The organism is Streptomyces sp. NBC_00669, assembly GCF_036226785.1.
In the GTDB taxonomy this organism is placed as follows: domain Bacteria; phylum Actinomycetota; class Actinomycetes; order Streptomycetales; family Streptomycetaceae; genus Actinacidiphila.
The window spans coordinates 470,500-490,394 of sequence record NZ_CP109018.1 but is presented as its reverse complement, the minus strand read 5'-3'; the positions used below and the strand labels follow the sequence as shown (position 1 = coordinate 490,394).

Genomic DNA, 19,895 nt, shown 5'->3' with positions numbered 1-19,895 from the left:
CGCGGACAGGACGCAGTTGGCCACCCCAGGTTCGGGACGTGCCTCCCGCCGTGACCGACGAACGTTTCCGAGCGCCCGGCCGTGCGGTGGTCGTGCCGGAGAATGCCGGTCCATTGCGGGGAGGTGTTTTTCGCTCGGTGAGGGGATGGCGCACAGTGTGTTGTCTTGTTTCATCAGAGGTCAAGACTCAAGACAAAGAAACATTTTCCAACACTCCGGCGCGGCAAGAAGTCGCAGGCCGGAGTACGGGAAGCGCTCTCTCGAAAGACGTCGGACGCCCTCGGTGGTTCGCCTACGTGAACAAGCGGGGCTCAAATCGCCCTGTCTGCACGGAAGTTGCACCTCCGTGCAGGAGGGTTGACCCCTGGTGCAGCCCGGCCTAGCCTCGCATTTGGCCGCAGTTCATGTTTCAGATCGTCGTTCATATCTATGAACCATCGGATTCGAGATCCCTACCCCGCCCCACTGCGTGTGGAGGTACGTGCGGACCGGGACCACATTCCCCCATCTTGGGAAGGCGGCACCATGAACGAACATCCCAGTCGTCGGCAGGTGCTCGGCACCGTGACAGGTGGTGTCCTCGCCACCTTCACCGGCGTCGGCACGGCGGCGGCCGCCGCGCCGGCCGCGACGCAGACCTACACCCCGCCCGCACTGCGCGCCTGGCCCAGCCTCGACTCGGGTTGGCGCTTCCACAAGGGCGACGTCCCAGGGGCGCAGGCGCCCGCCTTCGACGACAGCGGGTGGGGCGCCGTCAACGTTCCGCACACCTGGAACGCGCAGGACGGCGCGGACGGCGGCGGCAACTACTACCGGGGCATCGGCTGGTACCGCAGGCGCTACACCCTGCCGTCGAACCTGTCCGGCAAGGAGCTCTTCCTCCAGTTCGCCGGCGCCAACCAGGTCGCCGACGTCTGGGTCGACGGCACCCACCTCGGCCAGCACCAAGGCGGCTACTCCCGCTTCCGGTTCGGCGTGACCGGAAACCTCACGGCAGGCAAGGAAAGCGTCATCGCGGTCAAGGTGACCAACGCCGGCAACAGCGACATCGCCCCGCTGAGCGCCGACTACACCTTCCAGGGCGGTATCTACCGCAACGTCAGCCTCTACGCGATCGACAAGCTCGGCATCCGGATGCTCGACTACGCCGGCCCCGGCATCTACCTGCGCCAGCGCGGTGTCAGCGCCTCCTCGGCGACCGTCGACGTGACCGCGAAGGTCTTCAACAACCACACCTCCAGCCGCTCGGTGGTCGTGCGCGCCGTCATCACCGACGCGAGCGGCACCGTCGTGGCCGACAAGAGCACCCCGCCGAAGACCGTCGCGGCCAACGCCGAGTGGGACGTCGTCCAGACGGTCACCATCACCGACCCGCGCCTGTGGAACGGCCTCGCCGACCCGTACCAGTACAGCGCCAACGTCGAGGTCAGGGACGCGACCGCCGGCACGGTCACGGACGTCGTCACCGAGCCGCTCGGCCTGCGCAGCTACCACCTCGACAGCACCGGCTTCACGCTCAACGGCCGGCACCTCGGCCTGCACGGCGTCGATCTGCACCAGGACCGCGGACCCGAGGGGTGGGCCCAAACCGACGCCGACCACGAGCAGGACTGGTCCCTGATCAAGGAGATCGGCGCCACCACGGTCCGGATGGCGCACTACCAGCACGACCAGAAGGACTACAACCTCGCCGACGCCGCGGGCGTGGTGGTGTGGGCCGAGGTGCCGCTGATCAACGCGACCACCGACTCCTCGGCGTTCACCTCCAGCACGGAGAACCAGCTCCGCGAGCTGATCCGGCAGAACTACAACCACCCCTCGATCGTCTTCTGGAGCATCGGCAACGAGCAGAACAGCGACGACACCCCCACCAACACGCTGCTCGCGAACCTCGCCGACCTCGTCAGGAGCGAGGACCCGGACCGGATCAGTACGTACGCGAACGACCTCGGCAACGACGCGAAGGTGGCCTCGCACGCCGACACCACCGCGTACAACAAGTACTTCGGCTGGTACGGCGGTTCCATCGGCGACCTCGGGCCGTGGGCGGACGGTCTGCACCAGGCGGAGCCGAGCCGCACCTTCGCGATCTCCGAGTACGGCGCCGGGGCCAACACCGCGCAGCACGCACTCAACCCATCGGGATACAGCAGCAACTTCCACCCGGAGGAGTTCCAGTCGCTGCTGCACGAGTCGCAGTGGAAGCAGATCGCCGCGCGGCCCTTCATCTGGGGGTCGTTCGTGTGGAACATGTTCGACTTCGCCTCCGACGGGCGCAACGAGGGCGGCCAGCCCGGCATCAACGACAAGGGCCTGGTCACCCGGGACCGCGCCACCCGCAAGGACGCCTTCTACTGGTACAAGGCCAACTGGTCGACCGCGCCCACCCTCTACCTCACCAGCCGGCGCTGGACCGCCCGCACCGACGCCGCCACCGAGGTGAAGGTCTACTCCAACGCCACACAGGTGACCGCTGCGCTGAACGGCACTTTGCTGGGTGCGCGGAGCAGTTCGGACCACATCTTCACCTGGACCGGTGTGAACCTCCGCACGGGGACCAACACCGTCACCGTCACGGCCTCCATCGCCGGCGTGACCCACACCGACACCGTGACCTGGACGCTGGCCGGGTCCTGACGGGACCTTCGGCACACGTCACAAGGGCGCTCGCCTGACACCCCCACACCATGAGGCAGGACATGAGAAGCCACCCCGCGCGACACGCCGTGGCGAGAGCCGCCACGCCCACGACCGACGTTGCGAACCGCGGTTCGGCCGAGCCCGGCCGCCGAGGCCGTCGGACGAACCGTAGGCGCAACACCACGATCTTCGGCGCGGCTGTGACGGCCGCCGCCCTCAGCGGACGGATCGCCACTGATCGGAACGGCCGGGCCTTCCTCGGCGGCGACCTCGCCCGCCGTCGGCGGCGTCGCGGCGCTGATGTCGTCCTACGACTCGGGCACCGGCCAGATCGGCACCGGCTGGTGGACTCCGCGGTGGCCCTGAGCACGACCGAGACCTACCAGCAGACGACCGGTTCCACCCAGCACTCGTACGCGATCTCCGGCGCCTTCGACAAGCACAAGCCGGTCAACGACGGTCTCGACAGCTCGGGCAAGAACAACGGCGTCTCCTTCAAGGGCATCTTCGTGCGCGGACCGCGGCAACTGGCCACCGCCGCCAAGACCACCGACCACGACGCGTGGCTGAACGCCCGGGCGAGTTCGATCGAGGCCCACGACACCACCAGCACAGGGTTCGGGGTGTCCTGGGCCGGACCGATCAGGGAGCTCTCCTCCGGCAGCACGGCGAGTGCGGGGGGCGCGCTCGTCGCGGCCCTGCCAGGAGCCGGCACCCCGTCCGAACCGGCCGGACCGGTGACGTCAGGGAACACCGGCAAGTGCCTGGACGACTCCCAGGATTCGTCCGCGCCGGGAACCAAGGCCCAGATCTGGGACTGCAACGGCAACGCCGACCAGAAGTGGACGGTGCCGCAGCCGGCTTGATCCGTGCGGCGCGGCCGCACCGGCCCGCGCGACAGCCCCCCGATCGGTTCGACGACGACCGCGCAGAAGGCAGGACCCATGCTGAGGAACACCGCCGGCTTGGGGGAGCTGCTCCGGCGAGCCGAGACGGGACTGCTGCTCCTGGCCGTGGCGAAGGTCGGCGTCGCGACCAGTTCCACGCCGTGCGGTCCGTACCTGTGCCACGGCAGCTCCCACCCGCTGGGCTTCCAGAACACTTCCTGCACCCTCAGGAGCCTCAACAGCGGCCTGGTCATCGACATCCCGAAGGGCTCCACCACGGCGGGCACGGCCCTGGACCGGTGGAGCAGCAACGGCGGTTCGAACCAGGTCTGGCGCGTCTCCTGAAAGAAGCGAAGACCGCATGCGGGTGCCCGCACCACCCACGTCCCGGCTCACCGCACGTACAAAGACACTGCTCCGATCCTGGCGGCCCCACCTATGGGAGACACCTATGGAACACCAACAGATCAAGCGCAGGACCCTGCTCGCCACGGCCGTCGGCACGCTGGCCGCGGGCGCCGTCACCTCTGTGCCCGCGTTCGGGGCGACCCCCACCGGCGCACAACTCGGCAACTACGCGTCCCACACCGCCGACGGCCGGAGCATCACCGTCACCAGCTCGTCGGGTCAACAACTGCGGATCACCGCGTACGGAGCCCAGATCGTCAGGGTGCACGCGGTGCGCTCCGGGGAGTCCTTCTTCGCGGACACCCGCTACGAGATGGTGGACCCCGCGAACCACACCTCGATGGGCGGCACGCTCAGCGTCAACGTGACGTCGAGCACCCTCGAGTTGCTCACCTCCGCAGCGAACGGACTGCGCATCGTCCTGCAGAAGAATCCCCTACGGCTGGAGTTCTACGCCCGGGCGACCGGTGTGCTGCTGGCGAAGGAGGACGCCACCCACAGCATCAACTGGAGCGGCTCGAACAACACCGTCGTCACCGAGTCCTTCGCCGCCCCTTCCTCCGACGAGCACTTCCTCAAGGCCGGGCACGGCATCCTCGGCCGCACGCCCAGGCTGGATCGCACCGGCGACACGGTCTCCCACAACTACGCCGACGCGGCGGAGGCCGCCGACAACCCCAACGACCAGGCACCGGCCATCGTGCCGTTCTACCTGTCAAGCAAGGGATACGGGGTGTTCTTCAACACCACGTTCGACACGACCTTCAACTTCGGCGGCAGCAACGGGTACGGGTTCTACGCCGACGGGCACAACGCCGGGGGCTCCGCCCCCCAGCTGGACTACTTCCTGGTCAACGGGCCCGCTTTCGCCGACCTCCTCGACCGCTACACCCAGCTCACCGGCCGTCCGCGGCTGCCCCAGCGGTCCATCCTCGGCCTGCACATGACCGACCACAGCTTCCCTGACGTGAGTGACCAGAGCTGGTGGCAGACGAAGATCACCCAGCACCGCGCGGCCGGCTTCCCCTTCGACCACCAGGTCAACGACAACCGCTGGCGCAACGGCACCGGCGGCTGGTCCGGCTCGTGGTTCGAGTTCAGCCCCGACCGCTGGCCGGACCCGGCCGGATACGAGAAGTGGGCCGCCGCCAACGGCGTCACCGTGACGCTGGACTACAACCGCAACAACACCGACCTGATGGAGAACTGGAAGGGCGGCCCGCCGCCCGGCGGCTACAGCTTCCAGACCGCCGACCTGAAAAACGTCGCAGAGAACGGCTCCGTCCCCGACTGGAGCAACCCCGCCACCCGCGCCTGGGTGTGGAAGGTCTTCTGGGACAAGGCGCTCGACCCGAGCCTGAAGTACCCCTGCGACGGGCTGTGGATCGACGAGACCGACGACATCGGCGAACTCCCGTACACCGCGAAGACGGCCGACGGCCGCACCTGGGCCGAAGGGCGCAACGCCTACATCCTGAACCTGCACAAGGGCGTCGGCGCGGAAGGCTGGGACCCCACCGGGAGCGGGCACATCGGCTCGGCCAAACGCCCCTGGACCTGGAGCCGCGGTGCCGTCGCGGGCCAGCAGCGCTACGGGCACTACTGGACCGGCGACATCAGCTCCACCTACGCCGAGATGCAGGACCAGATCCGCGGCATGCAGACCGCCGGCCTCGGCGGGTTCCCGTTCCACAACGTCGACGGCGGCGGCTACGGCGACGGCAACGTGGTCTCCGACGCCTTCTACCGCAACTGGCCGGTCGCGTGGTCCAGCCTCGCCCCGATCTGGCGCCCCCACACCTCCGCCACCGTCCCGTCGAAGGGAAAGAAGGCGTCGCGCTGGCCGCTCGACCAAGGCACCACGGCGCAGGCGGATTTCGCGAAGTACGGGCAGCTGCGGTACACCCTGATGCCGTACCTCTACACACTCGCCCACCAGGCTGCCGCCAGCGGTATGCCCATGGCACGCGCCATGGTGATCGACTACCAGGACCGGTCCCAGGCGTACGACCACGACCTGCAGTACATGTTCGGCCCCTCGCTCCTGGTCGCGCCGCTCACCTCCGACGGCGGCGCCGTGCAGAAGATCTGGCTGCCGGCCGGAGCTACCTGGTACAACTTCTGGGCGGACATCAAGCACACCGGAACCGACAGCAGCGACTTCTCCTACACCACGACCACCGGTGAGACGCCGCTGTTCGTCAAGGCGGGGGCGATCCTGCCCAGGTACCCCTACGCCCAGAGCAGCGCCTACTTCACCAAGCAGCAGCTCGAACTGGACGTCTACGCGGGCGCCGACGGCACCTTCGACGTCGTCGAGGACGACAACGTGACCGAGGCGCACCGCGGCGGCGCGACGGCCACCACCCACCTCGCCTACACCGACGCCGCCACCCGTGTCGTCATCGCGCAGCCGAAGGGTACGTACAACGGCGCGCCCACCTCCCGCCGCTACGTCGTCCGCTTCCACGGCCTGTCGAAGGCCGTGGGGATGCGGGTCAACGGCGGGGCCACCCTTCCGGCCTTCACCAGTGAGGCCGCGGCCCTCATCGCCGGGACCGCCGGGACCGTGTGGAACGCCACGACGAAGGTCCTGAGCGTGGTCACGGCGCCGATCGCGGTGAGCACCTCCGGCGGCACCGCAGCGACCGTCGAACCCAGCGGCGCGGCCTTCCCCGCTGTCAGCGGCGGCACCGTCTACCAGGCCGAGAGCGCGCGACTGGACAGCACCTTCATCCTCGACACCCAGCACCCCGGCTACACCGGCACCGGCTACGCCGACTTCAACGGCACCTCCGCGGGCTCCACGATCTCCTGGACGGTCAACGTCCCCGCGGCCGGGAAGAAGACGCTCCTGGTCCGCTACGCCAACGGTGACAGCGCGGACCGCCCGCTCACCCTCGACGTCAACGGCACGAAGATCACCACCCTGGACATGGCGTCCACCGGCGGCTGGGACACCTGGGCGACGGCCTCCTGCACCGCGACCCTCCCCGCGGGGGCGAACGTCACCGTCCGCGCCACCCTCACGAAGGCCACCGGCCCGAACATCGACAGCCTGATCGTGCAGTAGCAGTAGCAGTAGCAGTAGCAGTAGCAGCCGCGTCGCTGCCACACGTCCCGCGCCGTAGCCGTCCGCGCCCGTCCGGAGCGGGCGAGCCCACGGTGCGGGACTGCCTGCTGAGCGAGGGATACAGCATCGGTGACGACGTGCTCGGAGACGTTCGTCCTGGTGAGTGCAGGCGCTCTGCACCGCGGCGCCGCGCCACCGGCACCCCCCGGTCGGGATGCTGTCCGGCATCCGAACGGAGAGTGACGTGGGTCAGCGTCCTGGGGCCCGCCCCGAGCGGTCACCCCAGGACAGGACAGCTGATGGACCCGAGCAGCAGGACGGACACCGCATGAGCGAGGCGAGCCAAGGTGAGGAAGGGACCGGCAAGGTCTTGTCACCTCGGCTGCGTGCCGTGCTCGACACGATCCCGGTCTACGTGCCGCGCAAACCGGCCGTGTCCGCCGACGGCACCGGCTGGAAGCTGTCCTCGAACGAGAACCCCTACCCCCCGCTTCCCGGTGTGCTGGAGGCTCTGACCGCCGCCGCTGGGCAGGCGACGACGTCGTGTATGCCTGGCGCTCCTTCGAGTCCTATCCGATCGTCTCGATGCGACGGCCGTCACGTTCGCGGCGATGGGGCTCTTCGACGGCCTGACGCCTGATCAGCGCACACGGGTGCTGCTGCCCCACGCGGACCGCGGGCGCAAGCACTGGAACTTCCTGCCCGAGTCCGGCCGGCACGGACTCCCGCTGGGAGAACTCGACCGCCGCCGGGAAGTACTGGCGCACCGGTTGATCGCCGAGTCGATGTCGATCCCGGCCTACGCCCGCGGCGTCCGCGCCGGCGACCAGGGACTCGGCGGAGGCGGCTCGTTCGTGCACGTCCTTTGTGCAGTTCGTCGGGCGGGCCGGACGGTCCTGATGGGGGCCGTCCGGCCCCAGCGTGCGGCCGAGGCGTGCGCGATGCTGGTGGCGAAGCCGGAGGGACGGGTCGCGAGGAGCGCAGCACCGCGCGTCCACGGTAGGTGTCGGGCGGTCCCCTTCCTCGGCGGAGCAGCCGTCTCGGGACGTCCACCCGTACCGCTGGAGGAGATCATGTTCAGCTCACCTGTGACCGTCGAGGACGTGATGACCCGTACCGTCGTCGCGCTGGGTCGGGACGCCTCCTTCAAGGAGATCGTCAAGACGATCAAGCACTGGAAGGTCAGCGCGTTGCCGGTGCTCGAAGGGGAGGGCCGGGTGGTGGGAGTGGTCTCGGAGGCGGACCTGCTGCCGAAGGAGGAGTTCCGCGCCGTGCCGCCGAACCGCTTCGACCGAGAGGAGCGGAACAGGGATGTGGACAAGGCCGGAGCCGTCACCGCCGGCCAGTTGATGACAGCTCCGGCGGTGTGCGTGCACGCCGACTCCACTCTGGCGCAAGCCGCCCGGATCATGGCCGTGCGGGGTGTCAAACGCCTGCCGGTGATCGACGCGGCGGGCAAGCTCCGCGGCATCGTCAGCCGCTCGGATCTTCTCAAGACGTTTCTCCGCACCGACGAGGAGATATCCGACGAGGTGCGCCATCAGGTCGTGGACGTGCTCTTCCCGGGCGGGTCGGACGTGGAGGTCGACGTCAACGACGGACGGGTCGTGCTCCGCGGTGCCGCACTGGAGCCCGAGCTGATCCCGCTGGCGGGCCGCCTGGCACGCGCGGTCGAAGGTGTCGTAGACGCGGAGTGCGAGTTCCGGCCCGCGCAGTCGGGTGCGCCCGTCACCTGAGGGCGGGGCCTGATCCGGTCGGCGCGGTGGATCGTGACCGTCTCCGCGCCGCACGGGGAAAGGTCCGGGCGACCCCTGCACGGGACCGTTCGGCCCCCTGACGCGGCCGCTGGGACTGCGTGAGGGTGAGAACGCGACCTCACCGGAAGCAGCACACCTGGAGGCGACGAGGATGCGACGCGAACTGGTGGTGGGGATCGACGGCTCGGACTCCAGCCTGCGGGCCGTGGACTGGGCGGTGGAGGAGGCGGTCCGGCACGACGTGCCCCTGCGACTGGTGTACGGAACGCTGTGGGAGTACTACGAGCGGGTGCCCCCGGGCAGTGGTGGCCGGTCGACCTACCAAGTCGTGACCGACCGCATGATGGCATCGGCGAAGGAGCGGGTGACCCGCCAGGCTCCTGATCTGCCGGTGACCACGAGGCTCGTGGGTGAGGATCGCGTGTCGGCGCTGGTCGGGATGAGCCAGGAGGCCTTCGGGGTCGTGGTGGGGAGCCACGGGTGGGGCGCGGCGAAGGGAACGCTGCTGGGGTCCACCAGCCTGGCGGTCGCGGCGCACGCGCGGTGCCCGGTGATCGTGGTGCGGGGTGAGGACGCGAACGTCCACGGAGACTTCGGGAGGGTGACGATGGGGGTCGCCGACGAAGGAGAGTCGTCCTCGGCCGTCGACTTCGGGTTCCGGGAGGCACAGATCCGGGACGCGCAGCTGGACGCGATCCGCGCCTGGCGCCGCCCATGGAGGGGTTCCCCGTCGCCGAGCCTTCCGGACACCGGCCCCGAGCAGCACAGGGCCGCCGCCGGTGCGGCCCTCGACGACGCGTTGGCCGCGGCGGTCGAGACGTATCCCAAGGTGCCCGTTCAGCGCGAGACGCCCGAGGGGCCGGCCCGTGACGCCCTGCTGGACGCATCGTCCGAAACCGACTTGCTGGTGGTCGGCGCGCGCCGCCGACGGGGCAGGGTCGGCATGCAGCTCGGCCCGGTGAACCATGCGGTACTGCACCACGCGAACTGCCCGGTGGCCGTGGTGCCCCAGGAGGACTGAACACCGATGCCCGCGGGCGTCGGAACGACGGCGGTAGGGCAGGCCGGCGGCGCGGAGGGCCCAGAGCCGGAACACACTATCGAGCCGAGCACGAGGAGCTGATCTCCATGAAGGCGCTCGTTTTCGACGGACCGGGCAGGTCCGCCTGGCAGGACGTCCCCGATCCCGCGATCAAGGACGCCACCGACGCGATCATCCGGGTGGAGGCGGTCACCATCTGCGGCACCGACCTCCACATCCTGGCCGGAGACGTACCGGAGGTGCAGCCGGGAACGGTCCTCGGGCACGAGGCCGTCGGGGAGGTGGTGGAGACCGGGGCCGCGGTCACGCAGGTGCGCCCGGGCGACCGCGTGCTGATTTCCTGCATCTCCGGCTGCGGGCGCTGCCCGGCCTGCCGGCGCTCGGCCTACGGCCAGTGCCGTGGCGGCGGGGGCTGGGTGCTCGGCCACCTGATCGACGGCACGCAGGCCGAGTTCGTCCGGGTGCCGTTCGCGGACATGTCGCTGCACCCGTTGCCGGCCTCGATCGAGGCCCGGGAAGCCGTGCTGCTCGCCGACATCTTCCCCACCGCCTACGAGGTGGGTGTGCTCAACGGGAACGTGAGCCCCGGGGACACCGTCGCTGTTGTCGGCACCGGCCCGATCGGGCTTGCCGCGATCGCGACCGCGCGGTTCTACTCCCCGGGCCGGATCGTGGCCGTCGATCTCGCGGCGACCAGACTGGACGCGGCCAAGGCGCTGGGGGCGGACGCCGTCGCCTCGCCCGACGAGGCCGTCGCATTGGTCGGCGACCTCACGCAGGGCCTCGGCGCCGACGTCGTCATCGAGGCCGTCGGTGTGCCGCAGAGCTTCGAACTGTGCACCCGTATGGTCCGGGCCGGCGGCACGGTCGCCAACGTCGGTGTGCACGGCGCACCGGCCACGCTGCACCTGGAGGAGCTGTGGAGCCGTGACGTCACGATCCGCACCGGGCTGGTCGACACGTACTCCACGCCGACGCTGCTGCGGATGCTCATCGACGGCAGGCTCCCGGCGGCCTCCCTCGTGACCCACGCCTTCGGTCTTGGTGCGATGGAGGAGGCGTACGACGTGTTCGCGCGGGCGGCCGACACCGGGGCCCTCAAGGTGGTGCTGGGGGAGCCCCGGCACGACACGGTGCGGCCCCGCGCGGGGACGTGAAGTGCGCCGACCGGGCGGAATCGCCGGCCGAATCCCGTGAGTGCCCTGTCGGAACACCGCGGCCGCTTCGCTGCTGGTTAGCGTGCGGGCGAGAGGCGCCGTGGTTTCGCGGGTCAGCAGCGGTGGAGGATGCGGTGGGCGATGGTGGCGACCGGCCCGGACTGGAGCTGGACGGGCTGCTGGAGGAGTTGCAGACCCGCATCGACGAGGTACGAGGAACCCAGGCCCGCGTCCACACCCTGCTGGAGGCGCTGCTCTCGGTGGGCAGCGAGCTTGACCTGGAGCACGTGCTGCGCCGGATCGTCGAAGCGTCGGTCACCCTCGTCGACGCCGAATACGGCGCGCTGGGCGTGATCGAGGGCACGCGGCTGTCGGAGTTCCTGACGGTGGGGGTGGACGAGGACCGGGCGCGCGAGATCGGCGCGCTGCCCTCCGGGCACGGAATCCTCGGCGAGCTGATCAGGAATCCGCGGCCGCTGAGGTTGCCGGAACTCTCGGATCACCCCGCCTCGTACGGTTTTCCGCCGAACCACCCGCCGATGCACTCCTTCCTCGGGGTGCCGATCCGGGTGCGCGACGAGGTCTTCGGGAACCTCTATCTCACCGAGAAGCGCAGCGGCGCCGACTTCGACGTGGAGGACGAGACGATCCTGCGCGTCCTGTCCGTCGCGGCGGGCATCGCGATCGAGAACGCCCGGCTCTACCGGGGGGCCCGCGCCCGGCAGAGCTGGCTGGAGGCGAACGCGCAGGTCGTTCGGGCACTGTTGTCGGGGCTGCCGCAGGCTGAGGTGCTGGAAGGGATCGTCGGTCACGCCGGGCGCATCCTCGGGGCCGATCTCGGTGTGCTCGCCCTGCCCGTCTCCGGGAGCACGGACCTGCGGGTGGCGATCGCACTGGGCGTGGACGCCGAGGCGCACCGCGATCTCGTACTGCCGGTGGAGGGCTCGTTCATGGGTGCGGCGGTGACCGCCGGTGAGCAGATCGCCACGGCCGATATCCAGAAGGACCCGAGGGCCTTCGCGGGGCCGCCGCGCTGGCGTGGACTGGGCCCGGTGGTGGCGGTCCCGATGGTCACCGACGACGGCGTACGCGGAGTCCTCCTGCTGGCCAGGAAAGTGCAGGAGGCACCCTTCAGCGAGGAGGAGACCGCGCCGCTGCTCGCCTTCGCGGGGCAGGCGGCACTTGCGATGGAGCTGGCCGAGCGCAGGCGCGACGCGGAACAGGTCGCGCTGTTGGAGGACCGCGACCGTATCGCCAGGGATCTGCACGACATGGCGATCCAGCGTCTGTTCGCCACGGGCATGACGCTGCAGAGCACGCTGCGGTTCGTCGACCACCCCGAGGCGACCGAACGTCTCATGCGGGCCGTCGACGACCTCGACGAGACCATCAAGATCATCCGGAGCACGATCTTCGGTCTCCGCGCCCACGAAGCGGAGCACCGGACCGGCGGGCTGCGCTCGCAGGTCGTGGCGGGCATCGAGCGTGCGGCCGCCACGCTCGGGTTCACGCCGTCCCTGGAGATGGAGGGCCTGATCGACACCGAAGTTCCGTCGGCGGTCGCGGAGGAGGCCGTCGCGGTGCTCGGTGAAGCCCTGTCCAATGTCGCGCGGCACGCCGGCGCGTCCGCCGTGCGCGTCTCGCTCAAGGCCGCCTCCGGCACGCTCACCCTGACCGTCTGCGACGACGGTGTCGGCATCGCACCCCGGGTCCCGCGCAGCGGCCTGCGGAACCTCGCCGAGCGGGCGCAGGGTCTGGGCGGGAGCTTCCAGGTCGGCCCGGCCCCGGAGCGTGGCACCCGCCTGCTGTGGCGGGTGCCGCTGGCGGGCGGGAGCCGACCCGGGTAGGGCCCGGTGGCCCGGGCTCAGACCGGCGGCCGTGAGGCGGGCGGAAGGCCGACGGTGAACTCCGCCCCGGGTTCCACCATGTGCGTCTGCCCGGCCATGGCGAACCGGACGGGTTCCCGGTCCGAATGAGGAACCCTCATGTGCAGATGCCCGGAGTGCAGGGTCAGCCGCACACCCCAGTGGCCGTGGTAGTGCAGCGCGAGGTGGAACCGGGACAGTTCCGGCAGCGGCACGGGGTCCAGATGCAAGGCGCCGCCGCGCAGTTCGAGGCCGGTCAGGCACCGCTGGACGAGATCGAGGGTGCCGCCCATGGCGCCGAGGTGGATGCCCTCGCCGGTCGTTCCGCCCTGCAGATCGGCCACGTCGCCCAGGAGCGACTGCTGCACGTAGCTCCATGCCTCGGCTCGGCGGGACCGCGCCAGCACCCACCCGTGGACCAGCTCGCTCAACGTCGACCCGTGGCTCGTCCTGGCCAGGTAGTGGTCGACGGTGGCGGTCCAGGTCTCCTGGTCGAGTTGGTGCCCCAAACGCCGGAACAGCGCGGACAGTTCGGTCATCGGGAACAGGTAGCCGAGCATGAGCACGTCGGCCTGTTTGGACGCCTGGTAGCGGTTGACGCTGTCCCCTTCGGCTTCCAGGATGCGGTCGAGGCGGCGGATGTCCCGGTAGCGGCGCCGATAGCCCGCCCAGTCCAGTTCGGTCAACTCGCCGTAGCCCTCGAACTGGCTGATGACACCCTGGTGGGACGGCACCCTCAGCCGGCGGGACACGTCCTCCCAGCGCTCCAGTTCCGCCCGGTCCAGTGAGAGGCGCTCGAACAGTTCGTCCCGGCGCGGGGCGGGAAGGATGTCGGCCGTCTCCAGCGCCCGGCACAGCACCCACGCGGCCGTGACGTTGGTGTAAGCGTTGTCGTCCAGCCCCGGTTCAGCCGCGCCCGGATAGGCGTCGTGGTACTCGTCCGGGCCGACGATCCTCTCGATGCGGTACCTGCCGTATGCCGGGTCCCATCGCGCGGTGTCCGCCCAGAACCGCGCGATCTGGAAGAGCATCTCGGCCCCCTGGGCGTGCAGGAAGGCCGCGTCGCCACTGGCCTGGTAGTACTGCCACACGTTGTACGCGATCGCGGAGCCGACGTGGTGCTGGAGCCGGGAGTGGTCGGGAAGCCAGCGTCCGGACTTCGGGTTCAGGTGCAGCCGCTGGGTCTCCTCCCGCCCGTCGCTGCCGCTCTGCCACGGGTACATGGCACCCTTCCGGCCGACGTCGGCGGCGCTGCGGCAGGCGGCGCCCAGCCTGCGGTAGCGGTAGAGCAGAAGCGCCCGCGAGACCTCGGGAAGGTGCAGGCTCAGGTAGGGCAGGACGAACAGCTCGTCCCAGAAGACGTGTCCCCGGTACGCCTCTCCGTGCAGGCCGCGGGCGGGCACGCCGACGTCCAGGCTCGCGGTGTGCGGGGACAGCGTCTGGAGGATGTGGAACAGGTGCAGGCGCAGTACGTGTCCGGCCCTGCCGGGTACCTCCAGCTCGGCTCGCTGCCACAACCGGTCCCACGCGGTGGTGTGCGACTCGAGCAGGGCCGCGAAGTCCGGGGCCTGCTCGGCGCGGGCGAGCGCCGCGTCCAGGGGATTGCCGATCGCGGTGTCCCGCGTGGTGTCCAGGGCGAGCGTCTTCTCCACGGTGACCGGCCGGCCGGGACGGATGGGCACCGTCAGCCGCAGCAGCGCGCGCCCTTCACCGCCGGCGCGGGCCGGTTCCCGTAGCGGGGCGCGGTCGACACGGGTGCGGCAGGCCATGGCGATGCCGATGCCCGAGGAGGACGTACGGCAGCTCAGCGACACCGTGCCCGGCCGGGGAGCCCCGACCCGTAGGTCGACCAGGTGACGGCCTTCCAACGCGCGGTACCGCTCGACGCCGTCGTTGGCGACCTGGCCGTCCAGGCCGGACTCGATCTCCAGCTCGCCCGCCCATCCGGTGGCGGTCACCTCCAGGCGCTGAGCGGCGAGATGCGGGTCGGCCATGTGGACGATCCGGGTCTCCTCCACCGCGACCTCCCGGCCGGCCGGGTCCCGCAGCCGCATCCGGCGGGTGAAGGTGGCCCGGCGCAGGTCCAGGAGCTGCTCGTACCCGAGGACGGAGCAGGTGTCGGGTGCGAACCACGGTCCCGGGCCGGCCCGTATCCGCAGCGGCAGCCAGTTCGGCAGGTTGACCATGTCCTCGTTGTCGACCTCGTGGCCGGCCACCCGGGACGACAGCCGGTTGTAGCAGCCCGCCGCGTAGGTGCCCGGGTAGTGGACCTCGTCCGCGACCGACTCCGCAGCCGCGCCACGGGTCGCGAAGTAGCCGTTGCCGAGCGTGCACAGCGCCTCGCGCAGTCGCTCCCGCGACGGATCGTAGCCTTGGTACGCCCAGGTCCAGCCGGTCGGCGCCGTCCGCTCCCCGCCCGTGGCGCTCGGGCGGGACGAGGACGTGTCGCGCCGGCGGGGCCGGCTCACATCGCTCCGATACGGCGCCCGGTGACGCTGTCGGGGCGGATGCGCATCCACTGCGGGCGGTCTCCTCCGGCCCAGGGCCGGATCGGCTGCTCCTCGGCGAGTCGGTGGGCCTCGGCGGTGTCGTCGATCCGTTCGGCCCTGCCGGTGACGAGGACGCTCCAACCGCGGCTGGAACTGTCGTCTACCTGGTCCACCTGGAACGAGACCATCGTGCCGTCCGCGGGCGCGGCGTCGCCGTGCGGTGAGGTGCGGTAGACGACGGTGCCGGCGTCGACGGCGTAGTTGACGGGGAACGCGACGGGAGCCGGCTCGGCGGGCAGCACCACACGGCCCACGCCGTGCGGTCCCAACCGGTCCCAGCACTCCGTGGCGGTCAGGTGGACGAGCACCGGTCGTTCCGCCCGGTCCACCTGCCCGGGCGGAGCGTCCGTCCGGCCTTCGAGCAGGTCCTGAGTGGTCGTGCGCAAGGCGGCGGCGACGCGGTAGAGCCCGTCTGGATCGAAGTCGGTTCCGGCCGCCGCCAGTTGGCGAAGGTAGTGCGGGGACATCCGTGCCTTCCTCGCCACCGCCTCCTCGCTCATGCCCAGTTGGCGCCCGCGTTCCGTGATGTGGCGCCAGAGCAGATCCGGATCGGGGGCGTGCGCCTCGGGGCTGACATTCGCTTCCACGCGTTCTCCTCCTCACGAAGGCCGGGAGCCTGGGCCTCGACGTGGGCCCGTGCGACGTCCAGGCCGTTGTGCCCACCCCGCTCGCACGCGGGGATCGGGGACGCCGGCGGCCGGTGTTCCCGGTTGATGCGAGGAACGCCTCGCCACGCGGGGACCCGGTCTTCCAGCGTCGCTCGCCCCCGCGGACTCCCGCCACTACCCGGCCCGGCCTCCTGCTTCAGTCGCGGAGGCCGACTCAGCGATGGATCACGACTCCTTGGAGATCTCCACGCGGTGAGGTTCGGACTCGGCCGCGGTCGGCATCGGCGCCTTCACCGTGAGCACGCCTTTGTCGTATCCGGCGGTGATGTCCTTCTCCTTCACGCCGGGTGGCAACTGCACACTGCGCGTGAAGGAGCCGTACCGGAACTCGGAGCGGTGCTTGTCCTCCGCCTCCTCGGTACGTTCGGCGTGCACGGTCAGCAGGCCGTCCCTGACAGTGATGTCGATGTCCTTTTCCGGGTCGACACCCGGGAGCTCGGCCTTGACCGTGTACGCCCCGTCCTCCTTGCTCTCCTCGACCCGGATCATGTGCTCGCCAGGCGAGCGCAGGTCGAACGGAAGGTCCTCGAACCACTCCGAGAACGGCGGCAGCCAGCGCGGGCGCCGTTCCGTCTGACGTGAAGCCATGGCTTTCGCTCCTTCATGTGGCGTTCTGCACGTCACGGCTCGTCACGCGGCCCGACGAACACGGCGTCCCGTCTCGCTCCTGACCGCCTCTCACGACCACGGTCCTCGCCCATGGCGACCGGCGCAGCGGTCCGGAGGTGCCGTTGCCGTGGGCCGGTCGGCCCTGTGACGGGGGCCGACCGGCCCACGGATGGATGCCCGTGCCGGGTGCCGCGGGTCAGGTGCGGTGGCGCCGCCACTCGGGGCCGACCACCGCCCACTCGTAGTCCAGACGGGCAGCGCGGCGCCGGTCCAGCGCGCAGCGCACGATCGCGTAGCTGCCACTGGCGAACAATGCCGTGGCGGAGCCGGTCAGAATGCCGAAGGCGATGGCATCGGACCGCGCGCTGAGTGATGCGGCGGGGTCCTGACGGACGGTGCCGGTGGGGTCGAGCCAGATCGTGGTGCGGGTGCCCGCCGGGCTGTTGGGCCGTACCAGTGCCTGGCCGGTGTGGTCGTGGCCGCCGGGCACATGCCATCGCACCGTGGCACGCACCGGCCGGCCGCCGGCGTCGACGCCGGTGATGGTGCTGGGTGGTGGCGCCTTGTGGGTGACGACGGCGGAGACCGCCTTCCAGTCGGCGGGCGGCCGATGTGCATCCGCCATGACGGCGAGTCCGCTTTCCACGCCGACCGCCGGCGTCCCCACGACCAGCAGCAGACCCGAAACCAGCAGCGCCCACGCCTCCACGCGGTCGGTGCCGCGCTTGAGCGGATTGCGCCGCCAGCGCCAGAACCTTCGGCTCGTGCCCATGGAAGCAGCCCTTCCCTCGCAGGCTCGCCGGCCTCACCTTCGACTGTCGCGGCACCTCGCCGGGAGGGACAGGGGCCTACCAGCCCCCGGCGAGGGCCCGACGGCATCAGCTTCCGGTGTGCGGCTCCGGGGCCCGGGACATGTGGCCGGCCCGGCCGGCCCTGGGCGGGAGCGGCGGCCCGGCGCACCGTGGGAAGCACGGAGTTGCGCACGCGCCGGACGCGTCATCGACGTCCGCAGCTGACGGAAGGGCAGGATGCGTCATGAACGGACGGAACGAGGCCGTTGTCGCCGGGGTCGCGCGTACCTGGGCCCCGCTCGTTGACCACGTCATCGGCTTGGCCGCCGACGAAGCGGCGTTCAGGGGCCTGCCGCTGGTGCTGCTGCACGCGCAGGAGTGGCCCCACGGCGTGTCGGAGCACACCGATCCGAGCCACCCGGCCCACCTGTGGTCCCGGCACTTCCTGGCGAGGGGCCGGATGCTGCTCTCTCAGGCACGTGATGTCGCCAAGGCGCGGCACCCCGCGCTCGAGGTGAGCACGGAACTGGCCGCAGGGAGGCCGACCCATGTCCTGCGTGAGGCGGCTGACGACGCCGCACTGCTCGTGCTGGGTGCCAGGACGTTCACCAGCCTCGCGGATTCCGTCGCCGGCGGGAGCACGGCCAGGTCGCTCGTGGGCCACCTTCCGTGCCCGGTGGCGCTGGTTCCCGAGCCTTCGGCCGACACACCGCAGGACGCGCCCGTCGTGGTCGGAGTGGACGGGTCGCCGGCCTCCCGGGCCGCCGTGGAGCTGGCCTTCTTCGAGGCCGCGGCCGCAAGGGTCGGCCTGGCCGCGGTCGAGGTCCGCCCACCCCGGGAGGCGGGCGCTCCCGAGTTCCTGGACACCTCCTTGCTGGAAATGTCGGAGATCCTCGCGGGATGCGGCCAGGAGTACCCCGACACCAAGGTCAGCCACGAGGTCCTCACGGGCGAAGCCGCGTACATGCTGACCGCGGCGGCCCGTCACGCGCGTTGTCTGGTGGTGGGGTCGCGGGGCCGAGGCGGTTTCCGAGGGATGCTGCTCGGCTCCACGAGCCGCTCCCTCGTCCACACCACGCACTGCCCGCTGCTGATCGCCGCGCCGGTCCGGACCAGGTGAGGACTTCCACCTGCTGCCCCGCGGTGGCCGTCGTGACGGTCCGGTGTTCACGAGCCGCGGTCGGCGGCCGGTCGGCCGACGGAAAAGGGCCGAACGACTCCGTGCCGCGCTACCCCAGGCCCCTGCCGTCCCGCCCGGCGCTGCCTGACCGTGGAGACAGCGAGCCACACGGAGGACGCCATGTCTACGCCAACGCTGGACGCCACGACATTGGACAAGCTGATCTCGGCCGCCGTCGCGGCCCCGTCGATCCACAACTCCCAGCCCTGGCGCTACCGGCTCGACCCCGACACGCTCACGATCGAGGTGCACGCGGCCCCGGAGCGGAAGCTGCCCCACGCGGACCCGGACGGGCGCGCCCTGCACCTCTCCGTCGGGGCCGCGGTCTTCAACCTGCGGGTCGCCGCGGCCCACTTCGGCTGGGCGCCGGAGGTGCGGCTGCTGCCCCGGCCCGAGGAATCCGACCACCTCGCGTCCGTGCGGCTCGGCCGACCGGGGCCGGGTGAAAGCCGGCCTGACGACAGCCTGTACGACGCGTTGTGGCGCCGGCACAGCTGCCGCCTCCCGTTCTCCGACCGCCCCGTGCCCGTGCAGGTCCTGCGCGCCCTGGTGACCGCCGCCGAGAGCGAGGGCGCGCGCATGGCACTGCCGGCTGCCACGGAGACCGCGCGCATCCTGGAACTCACGGCGGAGGCCGAGTGGTACGAGTCCGCGAACGCGCAACGACGGGTGGAGAGCCGCTCCTGGATACGAGACGGAGCCCCGGACGGAGTTCCGTCCTCGGCACTCGGCCCCCGGGACACGGCGGGGCACATGCCCATCCGGGACTTCTCCGCGCCGGCCTCGGTGCGGCCGCCGCCACCGGCCGAGTTCGAACCGCACCCGGTCGTCGCCGTCCTGTCGACGCCACGCGACGCGCCTACGGACTGGCTGCGTGCCGGCCAGGGACTGGAGAGCGTGTTGCTGCTCGCGACGGCCCACGACCTGAAGGCGTCCCTGCTTCACCAGGCGCTCGAATGGCGCGACCTGCGCTGGGCGCTCAACGACCCGCACGCGGGGATCAGCGACGTGCAGATGCTGATCAGGCTGGGTTACGGCCCTGAAGGTCCGCAGACACCCAGGCTGCCCGTCGAGGACGTTCTGGAGCGCCCGAAGTGGCCGCCGGACTGACCGTCCACCGCCTGGCTCCGACCGCCCCCGGCGGGTGCGGGAAGGCGGATGTGCTCCGGGTCGGCCGGAGGGACCGTTCGGCCCATGCGCTCGGGGAGCGGCGCGACGACGATGGAAGCGCAGGACACAGCCGGGCCGTACGCCGGCCGGCCGTACCTC

14 protein-coding genes and 1 pseudogene are annotated in these 19,895 nt (G+C 70.8%); 11 read left to right on the top strand and 4 right to left on the bottom strand.

Annotated features, from left to right (window positions below; all coding sequences use genetic code 11):
• Positions 1-525: 525 nt before the first annotated feature.
• From OG896_RS02105 to OG896_RS02065, 9 genes and pseudogenes are all read left to right on the top strand, one after another.
• Positions 526-2,637 carry a glycoside hydrolase family 2 protein gene (locus OG896_RS02105; protein WP_329361811.1) on the top strand — a complete coding sequence of 704 codons (2,112 nt, stop codon included), beginning with the start codon at positions 526-528 and terminating at the stop codon, positions 2,635-2,637.
• 203 nt (positions 2,638-2,840) lie between these two features.
• On the top strand, positions 2,841-3,506 hold the full coding sequence (locus tag OG896_RS02100) for an RICIN domain-containing protein (RefSeq protein ID WP_329361809.1): 666 nt from the start codon (positions 2,841-2,843) through the stop codon (positions 3,504-3,506).
• Positions 3,507-3,584: 78 nt separating this feature from the next.
• A complete protein-coding gene (locus tag OG896_RS02095) occupies positions 3,585-3,872 on the top strand; it encodes an RICIN domain-containing protein (RefSeq protein ID WP_329361807.1) in 288 nt (95 codons plus the stop codon).
• 106 nt (positions 3,873-3,978) lie between these two features.
• A complete protein-coding gene (locus OG896_RS02090; protein WP_329361805.1) occupies positions 3,979-7,008 on the top strand; it encodes a TIM-barrel domain-containing protein in 3,030 nt (1,009 codons plus the stop codon).
• A 328-nt stretch (positions 7,009-7,336) separates the two neighbouring features.
• A pseudogene (locus OG896_RS02085) lies at positions 7,337-7,593 on the top strand (hypothetical protein); the annotation flags it as partial.
• 26 nt (positions 7,594-7,619) lie between these two features.
• Positions 7,620-8,744 (top strand): CBS domain-containing protein, encoded by a 1,125-nt coding sequence (locus OG896_RS02080; RefSeq protein ID WP_443056910.1) that lies wholly within the window; start codon positions 7,620-7,622, stop codon positions 8,742-8,744.
• Positions 8,745-8,916: 172 nt separating this feature from the next.
• Positions 8,917-9,786 (top strand): universal stress protein, encoded by an 870-nt coding sequence (locus OG896_RS02075; RefSeq protein ID WP_329361804.1) that lies wholly within the window; start codon positions 8,917-8,919, stop codon positions 9,784-9,786.
• Between the two features lie 107 nt (positions 9,787-9,893).
• Positions 9,894-10,964 (top strand): zinc-dependent alcohol dehydrogenase family protein, encoded by a 1,071-nt coding sequence (locus tag OG896_RS02070; protein ID WP_329361802.1) that lies wholly within the window; start codon positions 9,894-9,896, stop codon positions 10,962-10,964.
• Positions 10,965-11,098: 134 nt separating this feature from the next.
• On the top strand, positions 11,099-12,811 hold the full coding sequence (locus tag OG896_RS02065) for a GAF domain-containing sensor histidine kinase (protein WP_329361800.1): 1,713 nt from the start codon (positions 11,099-11,101) through the stop codon (positions 12,809-12,811).
• Between the two features lie 17 nt (positions 12,812-12,828).
• Here the strand turns inward: OG896_RS02065 and OG896_RS02060 are convergent, their stop codons facing one another.
• The 4 genes from OG896_RS02060 to OG896_RS02045 form a co-directional block, all read right to left on the bottom strand.
• Positions 12,829-15,297, bottom strand: coding sequence for a glycoside hydrolase family 65 protein (locus tag OG896_RS02060; RefSeq protein ID WP_329361798.1), 2,469 nt, complete (start codon positions 15,295-15,297; stop codon positions 12,829-12,831).
• Positions 15,294-15,965: a pyridoxamine 5'-phosphate oxidase family protein gene (locus OG896_RS02055; RefSeq protein WP_329361796.1), complete on the bottom strand. Its 672-nt coding sequence runs from the start codon at positions 15,963-15,965 to the stop codon at positions 15,294-15,296. The genes OG896_RS02060 and OG896_RS02055 overlap by 4 nt, the downstream gene beginning before the upstream one ends.
• A gap of 246 nt (positions 15,966-16,211) precedes the next feature.
• Positions 16,212-16,634 carry an Hsp20/alpha crystallin family protein gene (locus OG896_RS02050; RefSeq protein WP_329361794.1) on the bottom strand — a complete coding sequence of 141 codons (423 nt, stop codon included), beginning with the start codon at positions 16,632-16,634 and terminating at the stop codon, positions 16,212-16,214.
• A 217-nt stretch (positions 16,635-16,851) separates the two neighbouring features.
• Positions 16,852-17,427, bottom strand: coding sequence for an Rv1733c family protein (locus OG896_RS02045; RefSeq protein WP_329361792.1), 576 nt, complete (start codon positions 17,425-17,427; stop codon positions 16,852-16,854).
• A 263-nt stretch (positions 17,428-17,690) separates the two neighbouring features.
• Here OG896_RS02045 and OG896_RS02040 point away from each other — a divergent pair, with 263 nt between their 5' ends.
• Positions 17,691-18,566 carry a universal stress protein gene (locus OG896_RS02040; protein WP_329361790.1) on the top strand — a complete coding sequence of 292 codons (876 nt, stop codon included), beginning with the start codon at positions 17,691-17,693 and terminating at the stop codon, positions 18,564-18,566.
• 180 nt (positions 18,567-18,746) lie between these two features.
• The gene (locus OG896_RS02035) at positions 18,747-19,736 is read left to right on the top strand and encodes an Acg family FMN-binding oxidoreductase (protein WP_329361788.1); all 990 of its coding nucleotides are present in this window, start codon (positions 18,747-18,749) and stop codon (positions 19,734-19,736) included.
• Positions 19,737-19,895: the final 159 nt, after the last annotated feature.